This is a genomic window from uncultured Kiloniella sp. (assembly GCF_937128705.1).
GTDB lineage: Bacteria > Pseudomonadota > Alphaproteobacteria > Kiloniellales > Kiloniellaceae > Kiloniella.
In genome coordinates this window covers 1-24,654 of the sequence record NZ_CAKZMP010000436.1, presented here as the reverse complement: position 1 = coordinate 24,654, position 24,654 = coordinate 1, and the positions used below count along the sequence as shown (strand labels likewise).

The 24,654-nt window shown below is 46.0% G+C and carries 23 protein-coding genes; 11 read left to right on the top strand and 12 right to left on the bottom strand.

Annotated features, from left to right (window positions below; all coding sequences use genetic code 11):
- Together Q0241_RS22320 and Q0241_RS22315 are read left to right on the top strand one after the other, a co-directional pair.
- A partial coding sequence (locus tag Q0241_RS22320; RefSeq protein WP_299381587.1) for an ATP-binding protein occupies positions 1 to 848 on the top strand: 848 nt, incomplete at its 5' end.
- A gap of 75 nt (positions 849 to 923) precedes the next feature.
- On the top strand, positions 924 to 1,745 hold the full coding sequence (locus Q0241_RS22315; protein ID WP_299381584.1) for a class I SAM-dependent methyltransferase: 822 nt from the start codon (positions 924 to 926) through the stop codon (positions 1,743 to 1,745).
- Between the two features lie 107 nt (positions 1,746 to 1,852).
- Here the strand turns inward: Q0241_RS22315 and Q0241_RS22310 are convergent, their stop codons facing one another.
- The 8 genes from Q0241_RS22310 to Q0241_RS22275 form a co-directional block, all read right to left on the bottom strand.
- Positions 1,853 to 2,710, bottom strand: coding sequence for a branched-chain amino acid aminotransferase (locus Q0241_RS22310; RefSeq protein WP_299381581.1), 858 nt, complete (start codon positions 2,708 to 2,710; stop codon positions 1,853 to 1,855).
- Between the two features lie 208 nt (positions 2,711 to 2,918).
- On the bottom strand, positions 2,919 to 4,547 hold the full coding sequence (locus tag Q0241_RS22305) for an ATP-binding protein (RefSeq protein WP_299381578.1): 1,629 nt from the start codon (positions 4,545 to 4,547) through the stop codon (positions 2,919 to 2,921).
- 188 nt (positions 4,548 to 4,735) lie between these two features.
- Positions 4,736 to 5,710 (bottom strand): quinone oxidoreductase, encoded by a 975-nt coding sequence (locus Q0241_RS22300; protein WP_299381575.1) that lies wholly within the window; start codon positions 5,708 to 5,710, stop codon positions 4,736 to 4,738.
- Between the two features lie 207 nt (positions 5,711 to 5,917).
- The gene (locus Q0241_RS22295) at positions 5,918 to 6,322 is read right to left on the bottom strand and encodes a carboxymuconolactone decarboxylase family protein (RefSeq protein WP_299381572.1); all 405 of its coding nucleotides are present in this window, start codon (positions 6,320 to 6,322) and stop codon (positions 5,918 to 5,920) included.
- A 76-nt stretch (positions 6,323 to 6,398) separates the two neighbouring features.
- Positions 6,399 to 7,487, bottom strand: coding sequence for a lipid A deacylase LpxR family protein (locus tag Q0241_RS22290; RefSeq protein ID WP_299381569.1), 1,089 nt, complete (start codon positions 7,485 to 7,487; stop codon positions 6,399 to 6,401).
- Positions 7,488 to 7,704: 217 nt separating this feature from the next.
- The gene (locus Q0241_RS22285) at positions 7,705 to 8,355 is read right to left on the bottom strand and encodes a dienelactone hydrolase family protein (protein WP_299381566.1); all 651 of its coding nucleotides are present in this window, start codon (positions 8,353 to 8,355) and stop codon (positions 7,705 to 7,707) included.
- A 143-nt stretch (positions 8,356 to 8,498) separates the two neighbouring features.
- Positions 8,499 to 9,338: a cyclase family protein gene (locus tag Q0241_RS22280; RefSeq protein WP_299381563.1), complete on the bottom strand. Its 840-nt coding sequence runs from the start codon at positions 9,336 to 9,338 to the stop codon at positions 8,499 to 8,501.
- A 302-nt stretch (positions 9,339 to 9,640) separates the two neighbouring features.
- Positions 9,641 to 10,456 carry a helix-turn-helix domain-containing protein gene (locus Q0241_RS22275; RefSeq protein ID WP_299381560.1) on the bottom strand — a complete coding sequence of 272 codons (816 nt, stop codon included), beginning with the start codon at positions 10,454 to 10,456 and terminating at the stop codon, positions 9,641 to 9,643.
- Between the two features lie 558 nt (positions 10,457 to 11,014).
- Here Q0241_RS22275 and Q0241_RS22270 point away from each other — a divergent pair.
- The 4 genes from Q0241_RS22270 (at position 11,015) to Q0241_RS22255 (ending at position 13,896) form a co-directional block, all read left to right on the top strand.
- Positions 11,015 to 11,656, top strand: coding sequence for a LysE family translocator (locus Q0241_RS22270; RefSeq protein ID WP_299381557.1), 642 nt, complete (start codon positions 11,015 to 11,017; stop codon positions 11,654 to 11,656).
- Between the two features lie 112 nt (positions 11,657 to 11,768).
- Entirely contained in the window at positions 11,769 to 12,524 is a 756-nt protein-coding gene (locus Q0241_RS22265; RefSeq protein ID WP_299381554.1) for a cyclic nucleotide-binding domain-containing protein, read from the top strand.
- Positions 12,525 to 12,586: 62 nt separating this feature from the next.
- Positions 12,587 to 13,318, top strand: coding sequence for a Crp/Fnr family transcriptional regulator (locus tag Q0241_RS22260; protein WP_299381551.1), 732 nt, complete (start codon positions 12,587 to 12,589; stop codon positions 13,316 to 13,318).
- 35 nt (positions 13,319 to 13,353) lie between these two features.
- A complete protein-coding gene (locus tag Q0241_RS22255) occupies positions 13,354 to 13,896 on the top strand; it encodes a hypothetical protein (RefSeq protein ID WP_299381549.1) in 543 nt (180 codons plus the stop codon).
- Between the two features lie 42 nt (positions 13,897 to 13,938).
- Here Q0241_RS22255 and Q0241_RS22250 read toward each other — a convergent pair whose 3' ends face one another.
- From Q0241_RS22250 to Q0241_RS22240, 3 genes are all read right to left on the bottom strand, one after another.
- On the bottom strand, positions 13,939 to 14,730 hold the full coding sequence (locus tag Q0241_RS22250; protein ID WP_299381546.1) for an SUMF1/EgtB/PvdO family nonheme iron enzyme: 792 nt from the start codon (positions 14,728 to 14,730) through the stop codon (positions 13,939 to 13,941).
- 64 nt (positions 14,731 to 14,794) lie between these two features.
- A complete protein-coding gene (gene nirK, locus Q0241_RS22245) occupies positions 14,795 to 16,003 on the bottom strand; it encodes a copper-containing nitrite reductase (RefSeq protein WP_299381543.1) in 1,209 nt (402 codons plus the stop codon).
- Between the two features lie 330 nt (positions 16,004 to 16,333).
- Complete coding sequence (locus tag Q0241_RS22240; RefSeq protein WP_299381540.1) at positions 16,334 to 17,179, bottom strand: hypothetical protein; 846 nt, start codon at positions 17,177 to 17,179, stop codon at positions 16,334 to 16,336.
- A 256-nt stretch (positions 17,180 to 17,435) separates the two neighbouring features.
- On the opposite strand from Q0241_RS22240, the gene Q0241_RS22235 reads away from it, so the two are divergent.
- From Q0241_RS22235 to Q0241_RS22215, 5 genes are all read left to right on the top strand, one after another.
- On the top strand, positions 17,436 to 17,891 hold the full coding sequence (locus Q0241_RS22235; protein WP_299381537.1) for a cytochrome c: 456 nt from the start codon (positions 17,436 to 17,438) through the stop codon (positions 17,889 to 17,891).
- Between the two features lie 16 nt (positions 17,892 to 17,907).
- A complete protein-coding gene (locus tag Q0241_RS22230) occupies positions 17,908 to 19,254 on the top strand; it encodes a cbb3-type cytochrome c oxidase subunit I (protein ID WP_299381534.1) in 1,347 nt (448 codons plus the stop codon).
- A 100-nt stretch (positions 19,255 to 19,354) separates the two neighbouring features.
- Positions 19,355 to 20,137, top strand: a complete 783-nt coding sequence (locus Q0241_RS22225) for a CbbQ/NirQ/NorQ/GpvN family protein (RefSeq protein ID WP_299381531.1) — start codon at positions 19,355 to 19,357, stop codon at positions 20,135 to 20,137.
- Between the two features lie 70 nt (positions 20,138 to 20,207).
- On the top strand, positions 20,208 to 22,196 hold the full coding sequence (locus Q0241_RS22220; protein ID WP_299381528.1) for a VWA domain-containing protein: 1,989 nt from the start codon (positions 20,208 to 20,210) through the stop codon (positions 22,194 to 22,196).
- A 133-nt stretch (positions 22,197 to 22,329) separates the two neighbouring features.
- Positions 22,330 to 23,715, top strand: coding sequence for a hypothetical protein (locus tag Q0241_RS22215; RefSeq protein WP_299381525.1), 1,386 nt, complete (start codon positions 22,330 to 22,332; stop codon positions 23,713 to 23,715).
- A 127-nt stretch (positions 23,716 to 23,842) separates the two neighbouring features.
- On the opposite strand, the gene Q0241_RS22210 is transcribed toward Q0241_RS22215, so the two are convergent.
- Positions 23,843 to 24,654: tryptophanase (locus tag Q0241_RS22210; RefSeq protein ID WP_299381523.1), on the bottom strand; the 812-nt coding region annotated here is incomplete at its 5' end.

Genomic DNA, 24,654 nt, shown 5'->3' with positions numbered 1-24,654 from the left:
TTACCGAAATTGACCTACACGATCACAAGCTGGTTTACAGTGATCAGACACGCTTGCGCCAAATATTAAATAACTTATTGGGCAATGCTTTTAAATTCACGAGCGAGGGTCAGGTCACTCTGTCGATCTTGCTAACAGATTCAACAACGCCTCCGAGCCTGAAAACTATTATCGAAGATACAGGGGTCGGAATTGCCGAAGACAGGCTGGATAGTATTTTTGATGCCTTTAGTCAGGCAGACAACACTATTACCCGCAAGTTCGGCGGGACAGGACTAGGGCTCAGTATTACTCAAAGTTTGATTTCGTTGATGAACGGCCGTATCAACGTATCCAGCGTACTTAACGAAGGATCTTCCTTTACAATAGACTTACCCGTAACGCTGCCGACCCAAGAAGAAAACGATCAATATTTCCAACAATTAAGCCGCCCCCAAGATGTGGATATAGGACAGTTGTCCGTGTTATTGGCCGAAGACAACCCCGTCAACGCAATGATTGCAAAAGCCTTCCTGACCAAATTCGGACACAACACCATTCACGCTGAAAATGGAGAAGAAGCCGTGAACCTTTTTGCCGAACACGATTTTGACCTTATTCTGATGGATGTACACATGCCCATCATGAGCGGCATTATCGCGACAGAACAAATCAGGGCAACTGACAAAGGCGCACATGTTCCCATTATTGGGCTAACGGCCGAGGCTTTCACAGATCGCCACGAAGTCTTTCGCAAAGCTGGCATGAATGATGTTCTGACGAAGCCATTTAAAGAGGATCAACTTAAATCCCTGATCGAACAGAATTATCTGTCATCTATAGCCCCACCAAGAACAGCATCTGCGTAAATAGCTATTCCAGCATGTCCAACGCGTTTTTGTGTTGTCTTTTTCTCAAAATATGAACAAAGCGTCCATAAGATTATGTCCGATAATAAGCCTCAAGATCACTATCATGATCCGCTTCTCTCACGCCTGTACGACAGCCAAAATCCTTGGGGACCGGATTGTGATTTTTTCCTCTCTTTGATTCAGGACGCGCCTGTACCCCGAAAGGTACTTGATGTCGGTTGTGGAACAGGGCTACTGACCGCTGCTTTCGCCAATCTAGGGTATGACACGACCGGAATTGATCCCGCTTCAGACATGCTTAATATTGCCCGTCACCGACAATCCGGTGACAAAGTTTCCTGGGTTCAATCAGACGCAGCACAATTTAAATCTGATCAGCTTTTTGACCTGATTATCCTCAGCGGTCACGCATTTCAGGTTTTCCTGACAGATCAAGCGATCCATGATGCCCTTTCTAATCTAAAGGCATTGCTTTCCCCTAATGGAAAGATTGCGTTTGATACCCGCAACCTCGACGCCAAAGCATGGGAACACTGGATACCGAAAGAAACAACCCAAACTTTCGTCCTTCCTGCAAACAGCCAACACCAGAAAGACCAAAGGATTGAGATCTGGCATGACCTTGGCAATGTCCAAAGGTATGGCGACGGCAGAATTGTTGAGTACTTTACTCTATACAGAACAATGCCTGTCCAAGAAAATAATGTCCTGTCTAGTGGACAGTCGCTACCACCCCCGACAAAAACTGAAGCAAAAATAAGGTTCCTCAGCCACAACGAACTTTTAGCACATCTGGATAAAGCAGGGCTTGTTCTCGAACATTTATTTGGTGATTGGAACCAAACCCCACTTCAGAAAGACAGTCGAGAGATGATCGTGGTCGCGCGCAACTGATGCTTTTCAGGCGACGTAAAAAGCCCATAGCAAATGAAAGCTATGGGCTTAAATAATACTGGACCTCAATAATAGGCTTGGATAGGGAGCGCAGTGTCAAAAACGCGTTATCGCTTAGCCCATGACCAGTAAAGTTCGCGGGCAAGTTTGCTTATGGGACCGATGGGATATTCCACGTCTTCAAACTTAACCACGGGTGTGATCTTAGAGATATTACCACTCATAAAGACTTCGTCAGCACCTTCGAAATCTTCAAATGACAAGGTTGTCTCCACAACCTCTCGTCCCGCTTCGCGAAGAAGCCCAATAACGCGCTGGCGGGTAATTCCGTTCAGAAATGTACCATTTGGAACAGGCGTATAAATCACATCGTCTTTGACCATAAACACGTTCGATGTACCAGTTTCCGCAACATTGCCCAAAGCATCTGCCACCAGTGCATTGTTATAACCACGCGACTGTGCCTCGCGGATCATCCGTCCGTTGTTCGGGTACAGACAGGCTGCCTTGGCATTTACGGGTGCCATAGACACCATTGGACGTACAAACTTGGTCCGGCAAAGCGTTTGCGTATAGCTGGTTGGTGCCATAGGGAACTGTTCAAGGCACAGACAAAACTCTGTAGAGTTCTCGTCAGGGACAACCGTTCCTGCGCCACCTTCTTTCGACCAGTACATTGGGCGAATATAAACGGCGGCATCATCAGCAAACTTTTTAAGGCCTTCCATCGTCAGGTCAATAAGTTGCTGGGTTGTCATAGTTGGCTTCAGGCCCATAACCTCGGCAGAGGCATTTACACGCGCAGAATGAAGATCAAGATCCGGCACGACGCCTTCGAATGAACGGGCACCATCAAAGACAAGCGACCCTAACCAAGTACCATGATCTGCCGCGCCCATAATCGGTAAATTACCTTCGTGCCATTCACCTTGGAAATACGTCCAGATTACTTCACCGATAGCCATTCCGCTGCCTTCTCTGTTTTTAAATAGGGTTGTGACATTTTATACAATAGCTTTATTCGGCCCACAGCAATTCTTCAAGCCTAGTTTATCTAATAGTGTCATAAAAAAAATTCTAATCCGAGGAGATAATTAAATCCTAAGACAAAGCAACCAGAGCTACACACGACAGTAAAGCCCTGTCGAAATTAATGAGCTCAAGACAGTAAGATTAGTATTGCAAAGGTAAGCTAACGTACACTGTTGTCCCCTCGCCATAGACGCTCTCTATCCTAAGATCGCCCCCCTGTGCCAGGGCCAATTTCTTGGAAAGGCTCAGGCCGAGGCCAACGCCTTCATGAGCCCGTGTCATACTATCAGCAACTTGATTAAAGGGCTCCATAACCCGTTCAAGGTTTTCTTCGGTGATACCAATGCCATTATCACGGATTACAAAATCAATATATTCTGGCCTTGTTATTTCAGCACAGAATTCAATTTTGCCTTTTGCTGGTGTAAATTTGATCGCATTGGTAAGCAAATTGGCAATAATCTGTTTCACATGCTGCTTATCAGCATAGATGTAGTAATCATCATCAGGTTCTATAATCTCATAGGAAACATCTTTGTCACTTGCCCGAGTTTTGATCAATTGGATACAACAGTCCATCAACTTTTTAACAGGTAAATTTTCTGGCTCGGGAGATATCTTTCCCTCTTCGATAAGCGAGATATCCAAAATATCATTAATGATATCCAGCAAAAAACGAGCCGACGTCTGAATATCCCCAGCATAGATTTTATATCTATCAACCCCAAGCGGACCAAAAAGTTCGCGTTCCAGAATTTCCGAATAGCCGATAACTGCATTTAACGGTGTTCTTAATTCATGGCTCATGTTCGCAAGAAACTGATTTTTGGCGTGATTTGCGGCTTCCGCCCGGTTCTTCTGTTCAATCAATTCATAACGCGCATTATGGGTTTCAATGGCACCTCGACAGCTAAACGCAAGCGATTGAATAAAATTAAGTTCTATCTCTGTCGGTCCACGTGTTGTTTTATAATAAATGGCAAAAGTTCCATAAGTCACTCCAGTGAGACTAACAATTGGATGGGACCAGCAAGCCCGATAATCGGTTTTCTTAATAACATCCAGATAATCACCCCAATTGGGGTGGTCGTACACATCTTCAACAATAACAAGCTCTCTCCGATGAGCTGCAGCCCCACAGGACCCCACATAATCGCCGATTTCCAAACCATTAACCAATTCAATATATTCGGCGGGAATAGAAGGCCCAGAAAAATTACTAAGATAACGCTCATCCTCCAGAAACATAATCGCGCAGTTCATATGAGGAAATATAGTTTCAATATTGGTAATCAGTAGATCAAAATTTTCCTTTAAGGGGACGCCCTTGGTCACATTAACCAGCATTTCGTTGTAGGCAGACATCGTTTTTTCACGGGTCTTTAGCTGAGTAATATCAACACTAACACCCAGATAATACTTATTTGGATCGCCTTTAAGTTCCAACGGGCACAAGGATAATTCTTCCCAATAATAAGCCCCAGATCGACCCGTACAGCATAATTCACCTGTCCAGGTCTTTCCTGCACGAAGCAAAGCCCACAATTCGGAATAAAAGGTATCAGGATGATATCGGGATCTAAGCTTTTGGACTGATGCGCCCTCTAACTCGTCAATCCTATAGCCAGAAACATCTGCAAGTTTCTGGTTGGAATATTTTAAAATACCATCATCAGACAGAATATATACAAGCGCGTGATTATTGATTAATCGAAGCAGATCTTTCGCAGGGCCATCGATAAAGTCATCAAAAATCGGGGGTTGATCCATTAAGTTACACTCACACATTCTGTTAGAGTTTTGTAATATCTCGCGCCTAAAACGAGATTATACACAAGTAATAAGGGATTTTCTAGCAACAAGAATCCGCATCCCGTTGCTATACTATCACCATAAACTTAATTGAACTTAAATGACCAACCCCCGCTGTTTATTTTCTCAATCTACTACTTTGCCTTTTATGGCAACAGAACAGTTGACCCGGTTGTCTTACGCGTTTCCAACTGGTCATGGGCTTTGGCAACATCAGACAGGTTAAACTTCTGATTGATGCTAATCTTTATTTCCCCAGACGAAATCATGGCAAAAAGTTCATCCGCAGCAGACTGTAAATACCCCGGTTCTGCCGTGAAATGGAACAATACTGGGCGCGTAACGCTATAGGACCCCACCGCCAGGTCAGACAATTTAAAATCAAGTGCTGGTCCCGAGGACTGCCCAAAACTCACCAAGGAACCAAAGTTTTTCAAGCACTGTAATGACCCGGGATAGGTATCTTTGCCGATACTGTCATAGACGGCATCCACCCCCTGCCCGTCAGTTATCTCTTTTACCCGCTCGACAAAGTCTTCGGATTTATAATCAATCATCTTGCTATAGCCATGCTCAGACGCAAGGGCACACTTTTCTGCCCCACCAGCCGTTCCATAGGCCGTAACGCCTTTTGCTGCCAGCCATTGCCCGGCGATCAGACCAACACCGCCCGCTGCGGCGTGGAAAAGAACTTTCTTTCCAGCCTCGGCAACATAGCTACGATGTAAAAGATAATGCGCGGTCAATCCTTTGAGCATTGATGCAGCCGCAACCTCGTCCGAAATCGTATCCGGTAATTTCACCAGATGTTTGGCATCGATCACGCGGTGCGATACATAGGCCCCATTCGGAATGGTATAGGCCACACGCTCACCAACGGCAAAGCCAGAGACACCGTCGCCCACGGCTTCAATCACGCCTGCGGCTTCACTGCCGAGAACAAGGTCTTTATCAACCGGCCATGGATAAAGTCCGGTACGAAAATAGGTGTCGATAAAGTTCACCCCAATGGCCGCGTGACGGACCAGAACTTCGCCAGCAGCTGGGGATGGTTTGGCAATTTTTATCTGTTCCAGAACATCACTACCGCCCTGTTGGCGCGCAACTATTGCATAGGTCATCTTTATCTTTCGGGTTTATGGTTTATTGAAATGATACGTTTTAGATACGGCGCAAGAACCGGGGTTTCAATCTTTTAATCGATCCTCGCACAATTTTGAAAAGTCCGTAAATTCAGAAACCCAAGATCACTGAAGTTCCGTGGCCTTGGAACTCTGTATTTAAGAAATACAGAACTGACGCGAGAACAGAACTTCCGAGGAGAATTATTATTCTTCCAACAAAAATTCCGGATCGGTTGGCAATTGCAGGGCCGTCGCCAATTGATTTGTTTTCGATGCCAGCGCCACGATTTTGAGAACTTCGGCATGTTGCGTGGGGGTCATGCCCTTGGCTTTGGCCCCTGCGGTATGGGAATGCACGCAATAATTACAGCTATTAACAATGGACACCGCAAGATACAGCATTTCTTTGGTCAACGGGTCAAGATCAGACGGTGTTGCCATTACGGCCTTTACCTCGGCCCATGTGCGCTCTAACAGATCCGCATCAAAAGCCAGATAGCGCCAGATATTATTGATAAAATCCGTCTGGCGCGTCGCCCGAATATCATCAAAGACAGCTTTCACCCGGGGATTATTTTCCAAATCTTCCGGCGGCAGAACAGTGGACATAAGGTGCTCCTGAAATAGCAAAAATTAAGTAACGTTTGCCAATAGAATAATCACATCTGCACAGGCACGACCAGTCTTAAAACCGCACACCTAAGCTTACGGCACCAAAGACAGCGGGGTCGTCTTGTCCTTCGAACTCTTTGGTGCGGTACACCATGGTATAACTGACGCGGTAACGGTCATAGGTCATCGCTAAGCCAGCATTGGCATCGGCGACAAAGTGATGTTTGTCCACGGAATGTGAATCGCTAAAGGTATTACCGTCCAGAAAGATATTGCGTGCCACGGCGCGCCCTTCTATCCCAGCGAAGAGATACCAGCTCCAGCCATCATCAGGGGTATCAAAATACCCCGTGCCGGGAAGACCCGGTTTGACACGCAGCGGTCCGTCTTGCCAGACGTCCTTTTCCGGAGTCAGTCGGAAGTTAATCCCCACATCGGCAAAGGTATGCACATTGCCCAGTGTCGCGCCATAGTAAGGGGATGCCGACAGGCTTAACCCACCGGCGTCAACCGACATATAATCAGGGAAGCGTCGTTGCCACCCCAAAGAAAAGGTCGGTTCGTGATTAAGCTGATTTGACCAACCATGGGGTGTCGGGCTGCTGGGGGTGACATGGGTGTGGACAAATTTTTGGGCCTGTTCGCCCAATGCCGCTGGGCCAACGATCCCAAGGGATGCTTCTATTTCATCCAGATGATTATCTGTGACGGTTACCAAACCAATTGATCCGTACAGATGCGCGGCCCATGGCCTATCATCCGGGTCTTGTTCACGCTGGCGGATATTTTGTGGGGTATAGATATTCTGCCCCAAAGAATAAAACACACTGGATGTTTCGTTAATCCCAAAGGTCGGGATAACACGATCTAGCGTATAGGCTATTTCTGGTAAATCAGCATTTACATCCAAATACCCTAAGCGGACACCACTGGTATAGTTTTTATCGGTTCCTGCTGTGCCAAGGGAATCATTTTCGATGACCAGCGAAATATACTGATCTTCTTTTTTGGACGCGACACGGCCCGTTAACTGTTCTTGAAAGGTAACATCTGGATCTGTTGATAGATCAGCATCCTGCGCAAGAGCTGGCGAACTGCTGCAAACAAGCGCCGCCGATACCAAGCCAGAAGAGAGTCCAAAAAAGAGCGATCTAACTTTCAAACCGGGATACCCCCACCATAAAATAATTTGATAAATAATTTATCCACAACACTTAACACCCTACCCCTACAAAGAGATCATGGCGGAAAAATGTCAGCCCCATTGTCTAACAGATAACCGGTACAAGATAAAATCTCCCTTCGTAAGAATAGGGCGTTTTATAAATTTTCCATAAATTGTGTGATGGTAAATCGTTTCAAGAAGCTATTACGATTTTTCAACGGCACACAGTTTCCTGAAAAGACGTTGAAAGATAATAGTCTAGACCGTCGCCTATGTGTTCAGGATTGGAATCTTTAAAAGCTGCTAAAAACTTCGTTGATAATTCAGGCACAAAATTCACAGAACTGGGGTTCAAAAATCCATGTCCTGCATCACTTTGATAACACGTTACACTGTCTTTTCCAGCCACCGGTTTCATAACATCCTGAACGGAAAAGTGGGTTTCAGTCTTTGGAAAAACCAATGTCGCAGGACATGCAGGATAAACAGAAAGATAATGCCGTATCTGGCCGGGATAAAAACCAACAAATCGTTTGATCCTGCTGGCATAGGCAACATTTTCCAAGATACGCCATGCTGTCGATGCACCGACACTGAAGCCTATAAGGAACATTGGTCCTTCTGTTTCTTTAACCGTTCTTAGCAACAAGTCCAGATAGCCATCATACCCGCATCCGTTCATGAAATGATCATAGGCATGCTGTTCGTTATCAAAAACAGGTTGCTTCCCGCCTAAGGGATCAAGCGTCTGCACCGCAAATTCCCGATCGAGAAATTGCGTCTCTAATGCCGTAATAAAGGACGTTCGCCCAAAAATTTCGGGCAAAATAATAATCTGCATACGTTTTCCAATGCTTGGTCTCACCACGCTGTATAAACGTGGCGCAGATATAGCATATTATTTTACATATAGTACGGGCGTTTAGTACTGGCGTTGTTTTTTCCTTTGCTTGGAAAGAACAACGCCCCGACAATTTGATACTGAATAGGCTTGTAGGGTAAAACCCCCTAGACCATCGCAAAAATGCGAGATGGGCCACCTGTACCGCCACGATGTTTTGGTGCCCCGACAACCAATGTCGCGCCGTTTTCCGGAACCTTGTCCAGATTGGCAAGGCATTCAATGCCCCAACGGTTGGTTGGCAACCAAGCATAGTGGGTCGCAAAATCACCGGACTGACCGTAATCCAGCGACAGACTGTCCACAGCCAACCCAACAGCATTGGTTTCCATTAGCATCTGCGCGGCTTCAACATGAAAGCCCGGAAAATGCATCTTTTCATCACTGCCAACATTTCGGAACTTATCACTGTTAGCAAATTTATCCCAACCAGAATTCATGGCAACACAAGCCCGGTCCGGAATAGGACCATTTTTGGAAACCCATGCCTTGATATCATCGGGCGTAACCTGTGCATCGGCATTTGCCACTGCTTTTTCTCTGATATCAACAACGCAGAGGGGAACCACCAGATTTTCCACCGGAATTTCGGCAACGGATTGACCATTTTCTGAAAAATGCAGCGGTGCATCCAAATGAGTCCCAGTGTGTTCATTCACTTTTAATTCAAACAGGTTGAACTTGTGCTCGGCATAGTTAAATTTCTGTTCTTTGAAAAAGCCCTGTTCCCCGAAATAAGTCGGGAAATCTTCGTGAAGTTCATGGGTCATGTCTTCGACTTTACTGGCACCCGCAGCCATCACAGGTGTCGATGAACCAACTGAAACAGCCCCACCAACAACACCAATCGCCCCAGTGGCCGCCGCAGTGACAGCAGCTTTTCGGAACAAATCACGACGGGATAACATCTTTTCTTTGACGGCCTCGATTACACACGCATCACACATAAAATTTCCTCCCAGATTTTTCAGACTTAATTCTTATTAAAATGAGCTTCAGAAATTATTTTCCAAACGGGTGTTCAGAATGAACTTAGGGAATGTACTGGCGAGATAAGGAGGCCAATACAAAAGTGACTTCGAAATTATATCTCTTCGTAACGTAGCATAACACGAACAAAAAAAAGCATAAAGATCAGGCATTATTCAGTCCGGGACTGTCACAAGCCATAATGGTACAAGCCAGAATGGAACAAGAAGGTGAGAAGCAATCAGCTCTTTTCATATCCGAACAATTTCTGATCTTAACGTTAGTAGACCCTATCTTCCAATTGTTGCCTAAAGACGTCACTACTATTCAACAGGCTTCCCTCTAACTCGGCGACGGCGTCGTTAATATCAGACAAGTGTTTATCTGCCGCAACCTTGGGGGACAGGGCAGAGGAAAAAAACACCATATTAATTGAAGCTACGACTTGCCCCCGGTAAAATACAGGTCTGGCGATTGACGAAATTCCCTGCGCCGTTTCATCGATACTTTGCGAATACCCGCGTTCTCTGGTGATCCGTACCAGATTATCAACATGGGTCTGATCCCGCGCCATACGATCCCCAGGATCATCAGATGCCCGAAGAACCCGCAGGATTGATGCTCGCGTTTTCTCATTAGAAAAACAGAAAAAAGCTCGGCCCAGAGATGAAGAAAGAACAGGCCACCTGACACCAACCATAGATCTGTGATTTGAAAGTGGGCTGAATTTATGCGTTGTTTCGCGTATCAACATGCCCTTACCATCAAACGCAGCCAAGTCAGTTGGCCAAACAACCTTTTTCAGCAAACGTCCCAACACAGGTGCGCCCAGTTGTGTCACCCAGTCGCGATGATCATACCCCTCGCTGAGAGATTTAACTTCCATCGTTAAGTGCCAAAGCGAAGAAGAAAGAGCACCAGACTGTACAAAACCATCCCGTTCCAAGGTTTCTAACAAACGATAGACTGTTGTTCGGTTTAGCCCACTCAATCGGGCAAGCTCCTGAACCGATAAAGGCCCCTCTCTGTTCAAAACCTGTAAAAGTGTTAATCCCCGTGAAAGCGCCCTCACAGGTTTATGAACCTCACCATCCATAAGAAAAAACCGTCCTCATCTCATACTCCCTATTTAATACCTCTATCAGTTTCTCTGGCTTGCTGTCCTGAGCTTGATATTCTGAGCTTGATATTCTGGACTTGCTGACCTCAGGTTAATGTCCGGGGCTTAATGTCCCAAACTAAGTCATCCCAAATTTAACATCATGAAAAGGCTCTGAAGCAAAACCATGTTCGCATAGTGAACATTTATTAGCATTTTATTGTGAAAGAACCAAAAGCCTTTAAAAATGCGCACAAGGAGATCACGTTGTTCCGTAAGTAATAGGAACACAGAAGCATTCACCTCTTTAACTTTAGGTGGTAAATGTTCTGTTCGTACCAGACACAGTTTATAGCATCTGATTATTAAGATCAGGTCTATTTAAACCAGAGGCATTTGAGGTGAGAAGTTCTGTTGCCGAACCAGATCTTCACATTGTTGAAGAATGCCAAAGGGCCCTTCCCCACTGTGTCTGTTACGACAACGTGATCTTCCAAAAACCAGAATTCATCAAAAATTCCAGACCTATCGCAACCCAGAAATTGGAACTTGCCCGTGCTACCCCTTGACGTCATCGCGCTTTTCTTTCCGCTTTGCATTTTACTAGCCTTAACACCCGGGCCCGATAATATTTTTGTGCTGACCCAATCTGCTTTGAATGGCAAGTTGGCAGGAATTCTGGTGGTTTTGGGTCTTTGTACAGGGGTTCTCGTCCATACCACAGCCGTTTCTTTGGGCGTGGCGGCAATATTCAAAGCCTCGCCAACAGCATTTAACGTTCTGAAGATTATCGGTGCCCTTTATCTGCTTTATCTGGCATGGGGGGCTTTCCGCGCAAAAACAGAAAATATTACTGTCGATCAGCACAAGCAAAATCGCGCACAAAAAGTCGGATATTTCAAACTTTATCAGCGGGGAATCATCATGAATGTAACCAACCCCAAGGTATCTATTTTCTTCCTGTCCTTCTTGCCACAATTTGCCGACCCAACCCGTGGTAACATGTCGTTACAAATGATCCAGCTTGGGGGCTTCTTTATTCTTTCCACTATTCTGGTTTTCGGGGGCATAGCCTTTCTGGCTGGTGCCGTTGGCGAATATTTACAACGATCATCAAAAGCACAAACCATAATGAATAAGACGGCTGGCGTTGTTTTTATTGCTCTGGCCATAAAACTTGCCACCATTCAGCAATAGCGCCCCCTATTACTTTGACTATACTCTTGCTACCCTGATTCTTTGGGCTTGATCCAAATCAAGTTCGAGCCAAAAAAAATAGAGTACTCTCGTTCAAAATCAGTGCTCAATTATGCCCTGTGCCCAAACTATGTCCGGTGCCAAAATATATCCGGAGAAGGAGATCAATCGGCATGCCGCAACAAACGTATACATCCAAGGAGAACCCTTTTCATTCTCCTTTTCTAGAATTGGCCGCAGAAAAAAAAAAGTTCTCTTACCCCTTAGCCGTATAGAAACTTTTCCTGCGGGGGCAACAATTGTAAAATTCGGCGAAAAGGCCGAAAATTTTTATGTCCTTGAAGATGGTTATGTACGGCTTGTCCTGAACTCCACCTGTGGCGATAAAAAATCAACTATTGATGTTCTCGGCCCGGGCAGCGCCTTTGGCGAAGAGTCGATCACACGATCAGCTTTGAATAACTTCACCTGCATCGCACTGGACGAAGTTGAAACACGCGTTATTCCCGGTGATGTTCTTAGGCGAATTTTACTCGAAGATCCTGTGCTTCTCTTTCGGATGATGGGCAGCATTTCTCTTAACATGCATTCTTTGATGACCCAGATTGCGGATCTGAAGATGCGCTCAACAGCCGAAAGGCTGAGCATGTTTTTGTTAGGACTATCAGGAAAAGAGGACGGTGATGATATCGTCACCCTACCTTACGACAAACGTGTTATTGCTGATAAGCTCGGTATGTCACCAGAAACCTTGTCACGAACCTTTGCAAAATTGAAGAAAATCGGTGTAAATACACAACCCGGTAATCAGGTTGTGATAACAGATATTGAAATGCTTGCAGATTACTGTGGCTATTCTTTTGTTTAAAACGTTGACACCTAAAAAGAACACTTCAAGAAATAGTCCTGCAAAAGGTAGAGGCTCTTAACATGAAACATTTTGCCATCGGGGATAGCGAGCTTCAGATCCTGAACAATGTTGCTATTTTTTCTCAGCTCCCGTCTAACCTTCTACATGGATTGTTTGAAAATACATCTGGAACCTTTTACGAAAACCAAACCGACCTGTTTATGGCTGGTGATGAGGCTGACGGGTTTTATATTCTCTTGTCCGGCGAAGTTCATCTGACAATCCTGACCGCTGACGGCGCACAAAGTCTTGTCCGTATCGTCGAACCCGGTGAAAGCTTTGCCGAAGCAGCCATGCTTGGTCTTGGGGAGTTTCCAATCAATGGAACAGCAATGTCAAAATCGGCGATTGTTAAAGTCTCTAAATCCCTGTTCGAGAAAAAAATATCAAGCGATCCAGAAGCATCCTTGCATCTGTTAAGCGCCCTAATTAAACGGCAACAATTCCTTATCAGCGAGATTAAAATACTCAAAAGCCTTTCCCCCTGCCAACGTGTCGCGTCAAAGTTGCTGTCGCTATACGAAAGCAACAAATGGAAAGGATCAGGGAACTTACCCCGCTGTAAACAAACCATGGCAAGCAATGTAGGTATAGATCCCGCGAGTTTTTCGCGGGTACTTCGTCGCCTGGAAGATGCTGGCATCGTGTGCGAGGGGCAAGAAGTTATCATTACTGATCCCGATAAACTTCGTCAGTATTGCGCGGGATTTGGCTATGTGTTTGACGAAAACAAGCTCTTGATGTCTGCATAAGCACGTGATGCGTCACCAACCAGGACTGATCTGCTATGGATAACGAGATTACTTCCGATAAAGATGACGAAAATTCTCACTACCTCAGGGTCGAAGATTTAATCGCAGCAGGTCGGATACCTGTTGATGTTGTCACCGGCATTCTCTTTGAGTCTGAGCAAGAAGCACGGGTAATATTGCAATCGAATTTTGACCCGATCCCCTTGCGACTAAAACTAACCAAGCTGGGATGTATTATTGATCGCAAAGAAACAAAAGATGGGTGGCTATTCCACATCCATCGCGATGCACCCTTATCAGAAAAAGAAAAATCCACACAGCCCGCCAAGGCAACCTTTCGCTTTGACGATGACATCATAACCATTGATGTCAGGTCTTTTGACTATCCCAATGACCTTCTTGAAGTTTTACGTTTTATGGATACATCACTTGATACCGATTATTTCGGTGTAGAGATCAAGCGGTTCTCAACAAAATTCAAAGACGTACTGTCACAACGTGGATGGACCAGCATTTCAGAAACAAAGCACAGCGATGATCAAGGAGATTTTCTGGCTTTGATACTTGAGCAGAAATAATCAGGGATCATAAATCAGCTGTCGATCCTCACGGATCACCCCTTACACCTTTTGTTCCAACACAAGACGAAAGCCAACGTTGTTAGGCGGTGATCCAACAGAACATCCACCAATCTTAGGGTCCCTAATCAATTCAGACTGATAGGATCTGTGTTCTCCCTGCATAATGCGAACACCGCCACAGGCTTCGCTGCGTTCCTTTGATGTTGTCAGATCGCTGTAATCAGTGCTCCAACAAGTTTGCGTCCACTCCCATACATTGCCCTTTAGATCTACCAACCCGTATTGATTTTCACCGTACCCACCAACCATTTTGGTCTTGCTGGATTTTGGGCGGCTGCTAAAGGTGACGTAGTCTGCAGCCCAAGCCAGTCTGGGATCATCAAAAAGTTTTTTTGGGGGGCTTATCACATCACGGGAAAAATAATTCCATTCAGATTCCAGCGGCAATCGAAAGGCCTGCCCTGTTTTCAGTGAAATCCAGCGAATGAATTCTTCTGCATCGAAATAACTCACCTGAGTTACAGGATGCTGAGGGGTTTCATTCTCGCGCATCTTTGGCTGATAGCTGCATCCACCGTCATCGTAACATGCTTGCCAATGTGCGATTGTGACTTCTGAATAGGTAACAAATATCGTTTTTGGCTCTGTGTAAACAGATGTGGCATTTGGCTCTAATTCAACCTTAACCAACTTGGGGTGATATGCCGGATTTTCAGCTAAAACAGCATCCAGTCTGCTCTTTTCCGCATGGTGCTCTTTCAAAACAAGTGCACCACCGCCAACAACGAGACCAAGTAACAAGGTTACAAAGATATGTTTACTGTTTATCATCACATCACCCCAAATATCTGGGTAAATCAGCGCCAAGTCACTCTTGGCTTATGCCAAATTTTGTTTAGGCAGTCTCGTCACCCTTCTTGATTTGCTTCATCAAATCATCGTTCCACTCGCCCTCAACCACCATGTGGGCGACAGCACCAAGTTCAGTTGCTTCAATCAGGTTGTGATTGACATAGGCATAAACACCCGGTTGTTCGAACTCGTAATGAAAAGCCCCTGCGGAACCGCCACGGATGATCGCAGTTTCATGTCCGCGTCCGGGAACGTCACTAAAAGACCCAGCTTCCCAAGAGAAATTCCAGTGCCCACCGATTAAGTGCGGGCGACAGTCTCTATTTGCCTGGGAATGGATAAAGAGAACCTTTTCACCAACCTTGGCCGTCATCGCCCCTTCACCTGTCAACGCACCGACTTTACCGTTAAAAACCTCATGTGTCGGGATCAAGCCACGGGCAACTTCCATAACTTCAGAGAAATCTTCACCAGCCTCTGAGAACTTCATATAGTCGCCGTTTTCATCTTTTGGCACGTAGAAATCCTGTTCACCGATGTAATACATTTTATCATAGGTGATTGGATTACCGTGCCCATCTGTCAGGCCATCACGGGGTAGAACAACAACCGCGCCATTCATTCCTTTGATTACATGGTAAGGGATCATAGATCCACCTGGTGCGCAGTGATATACAAAGGCCCCCGGTTTTGTAGCTTTCCAGCGCAGGATAGCTGTCTCACCCGGCAACACGTGGGTCAAGCCACCACCGCCCAAAGCACCTGTTGCAGCGTGGAAATCAACATTGTGTTCCATCGCGCTGGTTTCGGGGTTTTCCATGGTGACTTCGACATAATCCCCTTCGTGAACAACGATCAAAGGACCAGGAACACTGCCGTTGAACGTCAGCGCAATCGTCTCAGCCTCGTCATCAAGTTTCCAAGGCATTTCTTCGACAGTCAGAGTAACCTCAACCACTTTGGGTCCACCTTTGGCCACCTGATCATGTTCTGGTGCAAAGGGCGGAGCGACCATTTTCTGTTTCACGCGGGGTAGCTTTGCAATTTCTGCTTCGCTTAGGGATGCTGATACCTTAACTTCTGCGCTCGCAACCTGATCGTATTCCAGATCTGTCTGTGGTTTCACCGTCAGACCAGAGGCACTGGCCTGACCTGAAAGTGTAATCGCACCCAATGCAGCACCTGTTGAAGCCAGTGTTGTGCCCCGCAAAAAGCTGCGACGATCCATTGTTTTATCGTTATTGTTTTCCATGATCTTGCTCCTAGATAAGGTTCCGATCTCTGCCAGAACTCTTGTGACCCCTTAGGTTTACAGGAAGGGATAGGCCTCTTTCGCGAGCCGTCCTAATATCAACCCACGACCAAGAATTAATCCAAATTTCCTATCAGTGATTTGACTTTGAGCAAGAAGAATAGCCGGGCTTATTTCCCGAATAAATTCACGAGAATAAGTATCTGTTTTATAATAATTAATTTAAATTTGGTACATTTTGACGCAGCCACCAAATTATACTTGGCGCTAAAGAAAATTTGCCATTTAGACAGGAAAACACACTCTGGAAAGCTTGTTAGAAAATAAATATTACGGTCGATACAGGTATTTTTTGTAACTTTCGTCGACCCCTTGTAAAAAAGGGTTTTCGATTTCAAAAAAGCGACGGGACTTTAAATTTACAAAATCAATACTGGGTCCATAAAATTGCCGCCACAGCTTTTGCAAAGATCCATCATCATAGGCCATGACAAGCCCCCTATACACCCTTTTAGCTGCCTCTTTATTTTGCTTTGAGGTCAAGAAGAAACGGGGTAGCGGATAATATAATAAAACGTGCTCGTCATAGGTAAGGCCCGGAATATGCTTATAAGTTGTCCATTCGGCCAAAAGCTCATTTACCCCGCGTAGAAATAGATCAGAACGGCCGCTGGCAACAATCTTGAACATGCCATCATACGACCCCACAGTTTCAACATTAAAGCCATTTGCCCTGAGTATCTTTGTATCCAACCAGCCTAGCCCTTGAACAACCGTGTGTTTCTTTAAATCATCCAATGTCGTTACAGATTGCAAAAGGTTTTTCTTCGCGACAAAAGCCGCCCTATATCCAACAATTCCAAGGTCGACAGGAAAAGGAACAAATTCAAATTCGGACAGACTTGTCTTTGAAACGGAATCTCTGATGAAAAAATTTTCATACGACCCGCGCCTAAGGTCAGCAAAGGAACGTTTCATTGTTGAGCTGGGCGGCGCTAACTCCAGAATATAGGGACCATATTCTGCCTCTGTCTTTTGCAAAGAAAGTTCAAGCACTTTTCTGACGTATTCTTGTCTTTTGTCACCATCACTTTCCGGTGCACGTGTCGTAAAGACCGTCTGCGCCTGCACATAGCTGGTATAGCTACAAAAAAGTAAAATAATGAGCCACTTCATGGCATCGCCACCTAATACCTTAAATACCTGATTAATATAGGATGAGAGTTAATAAGTGATTTATTGAACAGGTATGGTTTTTACCCCAAATGAATTCATAATAAATTCCCTGCTGAAAATACACGCGTACCTTCCACTCACTTGACCATCGTCAAATCTAAAGATGCAGCTTGAATGTATCTATAGGTTTGGTGGAAAGATTGATGGCATTCAGTCGCGATCTTTTGCATCTGTCTAGCAAGTTGGGAGATCCATTATGAATGAGCGCTTATCAATCAGCGCCGCCCGGAACATCTTCTACGGAGGGACAATTTTCTTTGCCGTGATCTTTATAGGTCTCGTCATCCACTCGGTGAATTACGCAACTGATCCTGAAACATCAAATGCGGAAGACATCAACGAGCAAGTTGCCCTTGGTAAAGAAGTATGGGAACGGCATTCCTGTATTAACTGTCACAGCCTTCTTGGCGAAGGTGCTTATTTCGCACCGGAACTCGGGAACGTTTGGGCACGCCGTGGGGGCGAAGAAGATGCTGAAAGTGCTGCCGACTACATCAAGGAATGGATGAAGTCACAGCCAACAGGTGTCGAAGGCCGCCGCCAAATGCCGAACTTTGACCTCAATGAAGAGGAATTGGACGCCCTTGTCGAATTCTTCAAGTGGACCAACGGGATCAATACCCAAAATTGGCCACCAAACGAAGAAGGGTGAGCCGGGGGACTATCTTATGAAATATCAAACTCAAAAAGTCGCACTCTACTATTTTGTCGGTGCACTCGTTTTATTCCTTTCCCAAGTGACCTTTGGGGCCTTGGCAGGGGCTGTTTATGTGTGGCCAAATCTTTTGGCTGAAACACTCCCCTTTAATATCATTCGTATGATCCATACCAACAGTCTGATTGTCTGGCTGCTGATGGGCTTTATGGGGGCAGCCTATTATCTGGTCCCCGAAGAAGCAGAAACAGAGATTTACAGCCCTTTCCTTGCAAAGTTGCAGTTCTGGCTATTTCTGGGGGGCGGTGCCGCAGCAATCATAGGCTACATTTTCGGCGTTCACGGCGGACGTGAGTTCCTTGAACAACCCCTATGGATCAAAATCGCCATTGTCGGCGTGATGTTGATCTTCCTCTTTAACCTCAGCATGACTGTGCTTAAAGGCAGAAAGACAGCTGTCTCCATGATCCTCGTGATCGGCTTGTGGATGGTTGCCCTTCTCTTCCTTTTTGCCTTCTACAATCCCGTCAACCTCGTCCTCGACAAGGTATTCTGGTGGTTTGTTGTCCATCTGTGGGTTGAAGGTGTCTGGGAATTGATCATGGCATCTATCCTCGCCTTTTTGATGATCAAGATGACAGGTGTTGACCGTGAAATTGTTGAAAAATGGCTTTACCTGATCGTCAGCCTCGCACTTTTCACCGGATTGCTAGGAACAGGTCACCACTATTACTGGATCGGGACACCGGGTTACTGGCAGTGGATCGGATCTGTCTTCTCAACATTGGAAGTCGCTCCATTCTTTGCCATGGTTCTCTTTACCTTTTACATGGTCTGGAAAGGTGGTCGGAAACATCCGAACCACGCCGCTATTCTCTGGGCACTTGGTTGTTCTGTGTTTGCTTTCTTTGGTGCCGGCGTCTGGGGCTTTCTCCATACTCTTGCCAACGTGAACTTCTACACCCACGGCACTCAGGTCACAGCGGCCCATGGTCACCTCGCTTTCTATGGTGCCTATGTCATGGTCAACTTGGCGATTATCACCTATGCCTTGCCAAAACTTCTGGGCAGAGAACCTTACAACCAGACACTTAACATGTGGGGCTTCTGGATCTGTTCTTCCGGGGTTGCCTTCATGACTTTTACCCTGACTTTTGCCGGGGTTATCCAGTCTCACGTCCAGCGTTTTCTGGGTGAGTCCTATATGGATGTACAGGATCAGATGATGTTCTTCTATCAACTGCGTCTTGGTTCAGGTCTGGTCGTTGTCATTGGTGCGTTTATCATTGTCTATGCCCTTCTTGTTCCAAGAAAAGAAGAGCAACAGGCAAATGCGACAGCACAACAATCTGCTGAATAACAGCGTTGTTCATGGCATTGGGGCTCGGATATTCGAGCCCCAATCAGCCCCTTAAAAACAAAAGTTATTCGTTACTTCATTTTTTAAACAGGTGTTTGTTATGGCACAGTCACAACCTTATTATGAACCAACGGCAAATGAGTGCCTTCTTTTTGAACAGGCTTTCAAAAACAAGCTTCCCCTGTTGCTCAAAGGACCAACAGGGTGTGGTAAAACGCGTTTTGTCAGCCATATGGCTCATCAAATCGGTGTGCCGCTTCACACTGTTTCCTGTCACGATGATCTTTCAGCTTCTGATCTGACCGGACGTTACCTTCTCAAGGGCGGCGATACAGTTTGGACCGATGGCCCCCTAACCAAAGCAGTCCGAGAAGGCGGCATCTGTTATCTGGATGAAGTGGTAGAAGCACGCAAAGACGTCGCCGTCGTCCTTCACCCCCTTACCGATGATCGACGGTTACTACCTTTGGAACGGACTGGCGAGATGTTGGAAGCACCAGATGATTTTATGCTCGTGGTTTCTTATAACCCCGGGTACCAAAACATGATGAAAAGCCTCAAGCCCAGTACACGACAACGCTTTATCGCTGCTGAATTTGACTTTCCAGATGCCCAGACTGAAACACGCATTGTGTCAACTGAAAGCGGCCTTGATCCGGATAGGACCATGGGCCTTGTCCGGCTTGCCCGCAAACTACGCGATATGAAGGGGCAAGATCTGGAAGAAGGCGTATCAACCCGTCTTCTGGTCTATTGCGCAACTCTGATACAGGCGGGGCTAAGCTATGACGAAGCCATCCGCCACGCCATGATTGAACCTTTAACAGACGAATACGACGTCAAACAGGGTTTGGAAGAAGTGGTGCGGGTCAGCTTCGGATAATTGAATGTCATCACCCCCAAGTTTTCCAAGTTTGTACGGATAAATACAGAGCAAAGCAGGACGTCACACCATGGGCATAATGGAACTGATAGAGGTAGAAGAGTTTGTTGGCCGACAATGGCACAAGCTTATTGCCAACGCAGAAAGCTATCCTGCTTTTGCCGATCAGGCTGTGGTCCTTGATGACGTAAAGGTTCTGCTCAGCGTATTTTTTCGTGCTTTGGGGGGCGAAAATGCCATTGAGATTGCGGCGAGTGGCAGTGAAAAGTCCAGCCACCGCCTTTCTTTTCGCCAAAAACTGGGCATAGATATTGAAAAGCTATCCCGGCCGACCCTTGATGGCCGGACCATGATGCTGCCGGATCAAATTGCCCTTTTTCCTCAACGTTCTCTCAACAGAGACCTATATCTCTGGCTGGCTGCCTTTTTTTCCCAACATCAAAACGAAAAGCCCGTTGATGCCAGCAATCTTTTGTTAGCTGATATCCTTTTTATTCGCCAAACGTATCAGATAACACAGTTTATTTTGGACGAATTGCCAGGCCTTCAAAAAGTCTATGGAACACTATGCCATAACCTGCTGGCGCTACGCCCCAAACGAGATTACCTGCCCGATCAGGAAAAAGCCCTTGAAGATGTGATTCTTTACTTGCTGGAACAAAATACAGAAAGGCAAGGATTAGAAGACCGGACCTCGACTTTTACTGATCGATCCAAGCTGTATCTTGCGATTATACAATGTCCATCCTTGAGCAATCTGGACCTTAGCGGGTTTGAGCAAGCCAAACCAAATTATCGTCCCTTCCTACCTATCCCCTTATGGGGAGAAATCATCCCGACAGCCAGTGCCAATAGTTCTTCCGAAACCGAAAGCGGTGGTGGCGCGGAAAAACAATCACGGGATAATAAAAAGCGCCGCGCAGAACGCCAGGAACTGGATCAGACACAAAAAGGTGATGGTTTTTTTGTCAGCGTTTACGACAAGCTTATGGCCGTGTCTGATGTAATCAACCTCGACAGAAATATCAAAGAAGACGAAGAAGAAGACGCGCTGGAAACAGCCGATGACATCGACCGTATCACCCTGAGCAATCACGAAGAAAAAGTTGCCACTCAAATCAAGATGGACTTGGATTTACCCGCCAATGAGCTGGATGAAAGCCGGATAGAAGCAAAACGCACCGTCCACGAATGGCACTATCGCAAGAATGCCTTTTTGCCAAACTATTGCGCCATTACCATGCGAGAAGCATCGGACGAAGATACAGGCTGGGAACTGGGCAAGGAAGCAGGCAAACGTATCCGTCTGGTTCGCCGACAGTTTGAAGCCTTTAGAAATGATCGCAAACTTTTACGCGCACAACCCGAAGGCAATGATCTTGATATCGAAGCACTGGTTCGGGCACGTGGAGACTTAAAAGCAAGTGGTATCTGTTCTGATCGGATTTATCTCAATACGCGAAAGATTGATCGTGATATTGCTGTTTCTATTTTGATGGATGTTTCTCTTTCGACAGACAGCTGGCTCGATGATCGTCGCGTGATTGATGTGGAAAAAGAATCCCTTGCTATTCTTGCGAACGGATTGGATGCCGCAGGTGATGATCTGTCCATTCATACCTTTACCTCTCGCAAACGTCACTATATCCGTCTGGATCGGGTTAAGGGTTTTGACGAACCGCTGAATGATAAAGTCATGCAACGCATTGGTGCGTTGAAACCGGGTTATTATACCCGTATTGGCGCCGCCATCAGGGTTATGGGCGAAGAACTTGAAAGTCGTCCCAACAAACAGAAACTCATGTTGGTTCTAACCGACGGTAAGCCCAACGATGTCGATCATTACGAAGGTCGCTACGGCATTGAAGACGCCAGAAAGGCGGTGCAGGAATGTCGTCGCAAAGGTATCACAGTCTTTGGCGTCACAATTGATCAGGAAGCAAAAGACTATTTCCCGACAATCTTTGGTCGAGGAGCCTATCACATCGTCGGGAATGCCGCGCGGCTCTCACAGGCTCTGCCAAAAATCTATCGCCAACTGGTAAATGCAACGAATTAATATAAAATTTTCAGATATTTTTTAGTAAATTCGAAATAAAAAATCAAAATAAAGCTAGAAAAGACAATCCATTAACTTTATTTCATCATTCAGGTGCTACCTTTACGCGGGTTTCTTGAATATGGAAAATTTTATGGCTGCTTCTTTGCCATCATTACAACGCTTTGCGCGGTTAAATAGTAATTCAGACAAAACCGAAGTTCGCGAGGTTGTGGCTGCGGTTATCGATGACCTGCGCACAACGGTTAAGAACACCATTGATCCAGCAGCAGCCCGTAGATCTATTGCAGACCTTCTGGACTTTTTAAACAGTCTTAAATCCACTGTGCATCCAGGCCGTGTAGAGCTTGCGCAATCCATATCACAAAAAATAATTCCCGAGCTTTATCAAAAGGATGAGCCAACGGAATACGACGACTATGAATATCTGCGGGCAGAGTATTTATTGGTCAATCACATCAGTACCAAGATTGCAGATAATCTTTCGATAATACGCGGTGAAATTTCAGCCCATCCCGGGTACAGAAAAGGGCGTCGAGAGTTTCCCGTTCACCCCTTGTGTATCTATGCCAACTTGTACGCATCTGGCATCCGAGATCTTATAATCAAGCTCGTCACACAGCGATTTCGTAACAAGAAAATTCAAACCACTATCTATGAGCCTTTGACCCGAGACGTCATTGGGGTTGGGAAAAATCATGAATCTTTTTTCGAAGATAATGTGATTTACATTGATGAACAGGTGACGAAGCTTCTGGATTGGGGGATCGCAGCCGAGCAAAGCATGGCCGAAAAAAAATCTGAAAGCTCCAATTCAGGCACCAACTCTGCCGCTCACGATTTCACGCCCGAGGAACTATTGGTTCAAGAAGTACGCGACAAACTAAAAGTCCATTCAGAAATCAACGAATACTTCCTACCGCAAACGGCTGGATTTGTATTAATCAAACAGCTTTACACCCTCAACAAAGGGCGTTTCTTGCACTCGGTCAAAGAAATCCAGAACGCAACCAAGTATGGCAATGATCATAGCCAAACCGTCCTGCAAATCGATCAGATCGTGAATGAAACAGAAGATCTGGAATTTGATATTATCGCCCTGTCTGCCCATGCGGTTGGCGACGAGCAAAGCATGCTTTCTTACAAAGCGTTACAAGACATCTGTATCGGATCGGCCCGAAGCCGCGACGCGATGCTCGAAGCGCGCCCGCTGATCGCCGCAGAACTTGGTCGCCAGCCTATTCACATGGCGAAACAAATTATTGCGGAAACCCAGAAAACAGTTGGCGATATCCAAAGAATAGAAGAGATGTTGGAAAATTTCCGGGAAATGATCCGCCGCCTCAACCAAAAAAGATTTGAGCCAGAAATAAAAACCTGTGCCAGTATGATGCTGCCTTACAAAAGTCTTCAACCAATCGTCAAATGGTTACAAACTGAAGGCGCTGAAGAAGGCACTTTCTTCCTGCGCATGCAACAGGTCCAGATTACCCTCAAGAAAAAATGGAATATCGTCTAGCTGTCATCAGTTACCTGATTTAAGAACCCAGCAGCATACATAATATTGTAAGTATCGGCGTCAAGGAGACTGGCAGAGAGAACGATAATCACCTCTGCCAAGCTTACTCACACTATATTTTCACCTTTTACCCGACCTCTGACAACGGCTCAAAGCTGGCAGTAAAGTGGCGCAGCATTTTGGGCTCTTTGGTAATGCGATATCCCGGCAAGGTATCTTTTATGGCAGAGAGTTCTTCGAAAACCTCGACCATATAGTCTGCATGGGATTGCGTATAAACCCGTCGCGGTATCGCCAAACGTACCAGATCCATAGCTGCGGGCTTTTCCGTTCCATCAGGGGCGCGTCCAAACATGACGGTACCAATCTCGCATCCTCTGATTCCACCCTGTTCATACAGCGCACAGGCGACGGCTTGTCCGGGATATTCCAGCGGCGCAATATGCGATAACCAGCGTCGTGCATCGATAAAGACAGCATGACCACCCGCAGGCTTCACCACAGGCACACCCAACGCGTCCAGTCGCTCACCGATATATTCGTTGGTGCGAATACGATAGCGCAGATAATTCTCATCAACAATCTCGGACAGGCCCTGAGCCAGCGCTTCGAGGTCCCGACCTGCCAATCCGCCGTAAGATGGAAACCCTTCGGTTTGAATTAGTTTGACGCGTGCCTGTTCGGCCATTTCATCATCATTGAGCGCCAACCACCCGCCTATATTGCCAAAAGCATCCTTTTTGGCGCTCATCGTCATACCGTCAGCCAATGAGAAACAATCGCGCACTATTTCGGAGATGCTTCTATTTTGTTGGCCGTCTTCGCGCTGTTTGATGAACCAGGCGTTTTCAGCAAACCGGCATCCATCAATAATAAACGGCTTTGCAAATTTGCGTGCAAGCGCGGCTGTGTCGCGTAGATTCTGCAAGCTTACCGGTT

Coding starts and splice junctions, on each gene's coding strand:
- Q0241_RS22315 (WP_299381584.1), top strand. CDS start 924: ATGTCCGATAATAAGCCTCAAGATCACTATCATGATCCGCTTCTCTCA.
- Q0241_RS22310 (WP_299381581.1), bottom strand. CDS start 2,710: ATGGCTATCGGTGAAGTAATCTGGACGTATTTCCAAGGTGAATGGCAC.
- Q0241_RS22305 (WP_299381578.1), bottom strand. CDS start 4,547: ATGGATCAACCCCCGATTTTTGATGACTTTATCGATGGCCCTGCGAAA.
- Q0241_RS22300 (WP_299381575.1), bottom strand. CDS start 5,710: ATGACCTATGCAATAGTTGCGCGCCAACAGGGCGGTAGTGATGTTCTG.
- Q0241_RS22295 (WP_299381572.1), bottom strand. CDS start 6,322: ATGTCCACTGTTCTGCCGCCGGAAGATTTGGAAAATAATCCCCGGGTG.
- Q0241_RS22280 (WP_299381563.1), bottom strand. CDS start 9,338: ATGTGTGATGCGTGTGTAATCGAGGCCGTCAAAGAAAAGATGTTATCC.
- Q0241_RS22275 (WP_299381560.1), bottom strand. CDS start 10,456: ATGGATGGTGAGGTTCATAAACCTGTGAGGGCGCTTTCACGGGGATTA.
- Q0241_RS22265 (WP_299381554.1), top strand. CDS start 11,769: ATGCCCTGTGCCCAAACTATGTCCGGTGCCAAAATATATCCGGAGAAG.
- Q0241_RS22260 (WP_299381551.1), top strand. CDS start 12,587: ATGAAACATTTTGCCATCGGGGATAGCGAGCTTCAGATCCTGAACAAT.
- Q0241_RS22255 (WP_299381549.1), top strand. CDS start 13,354: ATGGATAACGAGATTACTTCCGATAAAGATGACGAAAATTCTCACTAC.
- Q0241_RS22250 (WP_299381546.1), bottom strand. CDS start 14,730: ATGATAAACAGTAAACATATCTTTGTAACCTTGTTACTTGGTCTCGTT.
- nirK (WP_299381543.1), bottom strand. CDS start 16,003: ATGGAAAACAATAACGATAAAACAATGGATCGTCGCAGCTTTTTGCGG.
- Q0241_RS22240 (WP_299381540.1), bottom strand. CDS start 17,179: ATGAAGTGGCTCATTATTTTACTTTTTTGTAGCTATACCAGCTATGTG.
- Q0241_RS22235 (WP_299381537.1), top strand. CDS start 17,436: ATGAATGAGCGCTTATCAATCAGCGCCGCCCGGAACATCTTCTACGGA.
- Q0241_RS22230 (WP_299381534.1), top strand. CDS start 17,908: ATGAAATATCAAACTCAAAAAGTCGCACTCTACTATTTTGTCGGTGCA.
- Q0241_RS22225 (WP_299381531.1), top strand. CDS start 19,355: ATGGCACAGTCACAACCTTATTATGAACCAACGGCAAATGAGTGCCTT.
- Q0241_RS22220 (WP_299381528.1), top strand. CDS start 20,208: ATGGGCATAATGGAACTGATAGAGGTAGAAGAGTTTGTTGGCCGACAA.
- Q0241_RS22215 (WP_299381525.1), top strand. CDS start 22,330: ATGGCTGCTTCTTTGCCATCATTACAACGCTTTGCGCGGTTAAATAGT.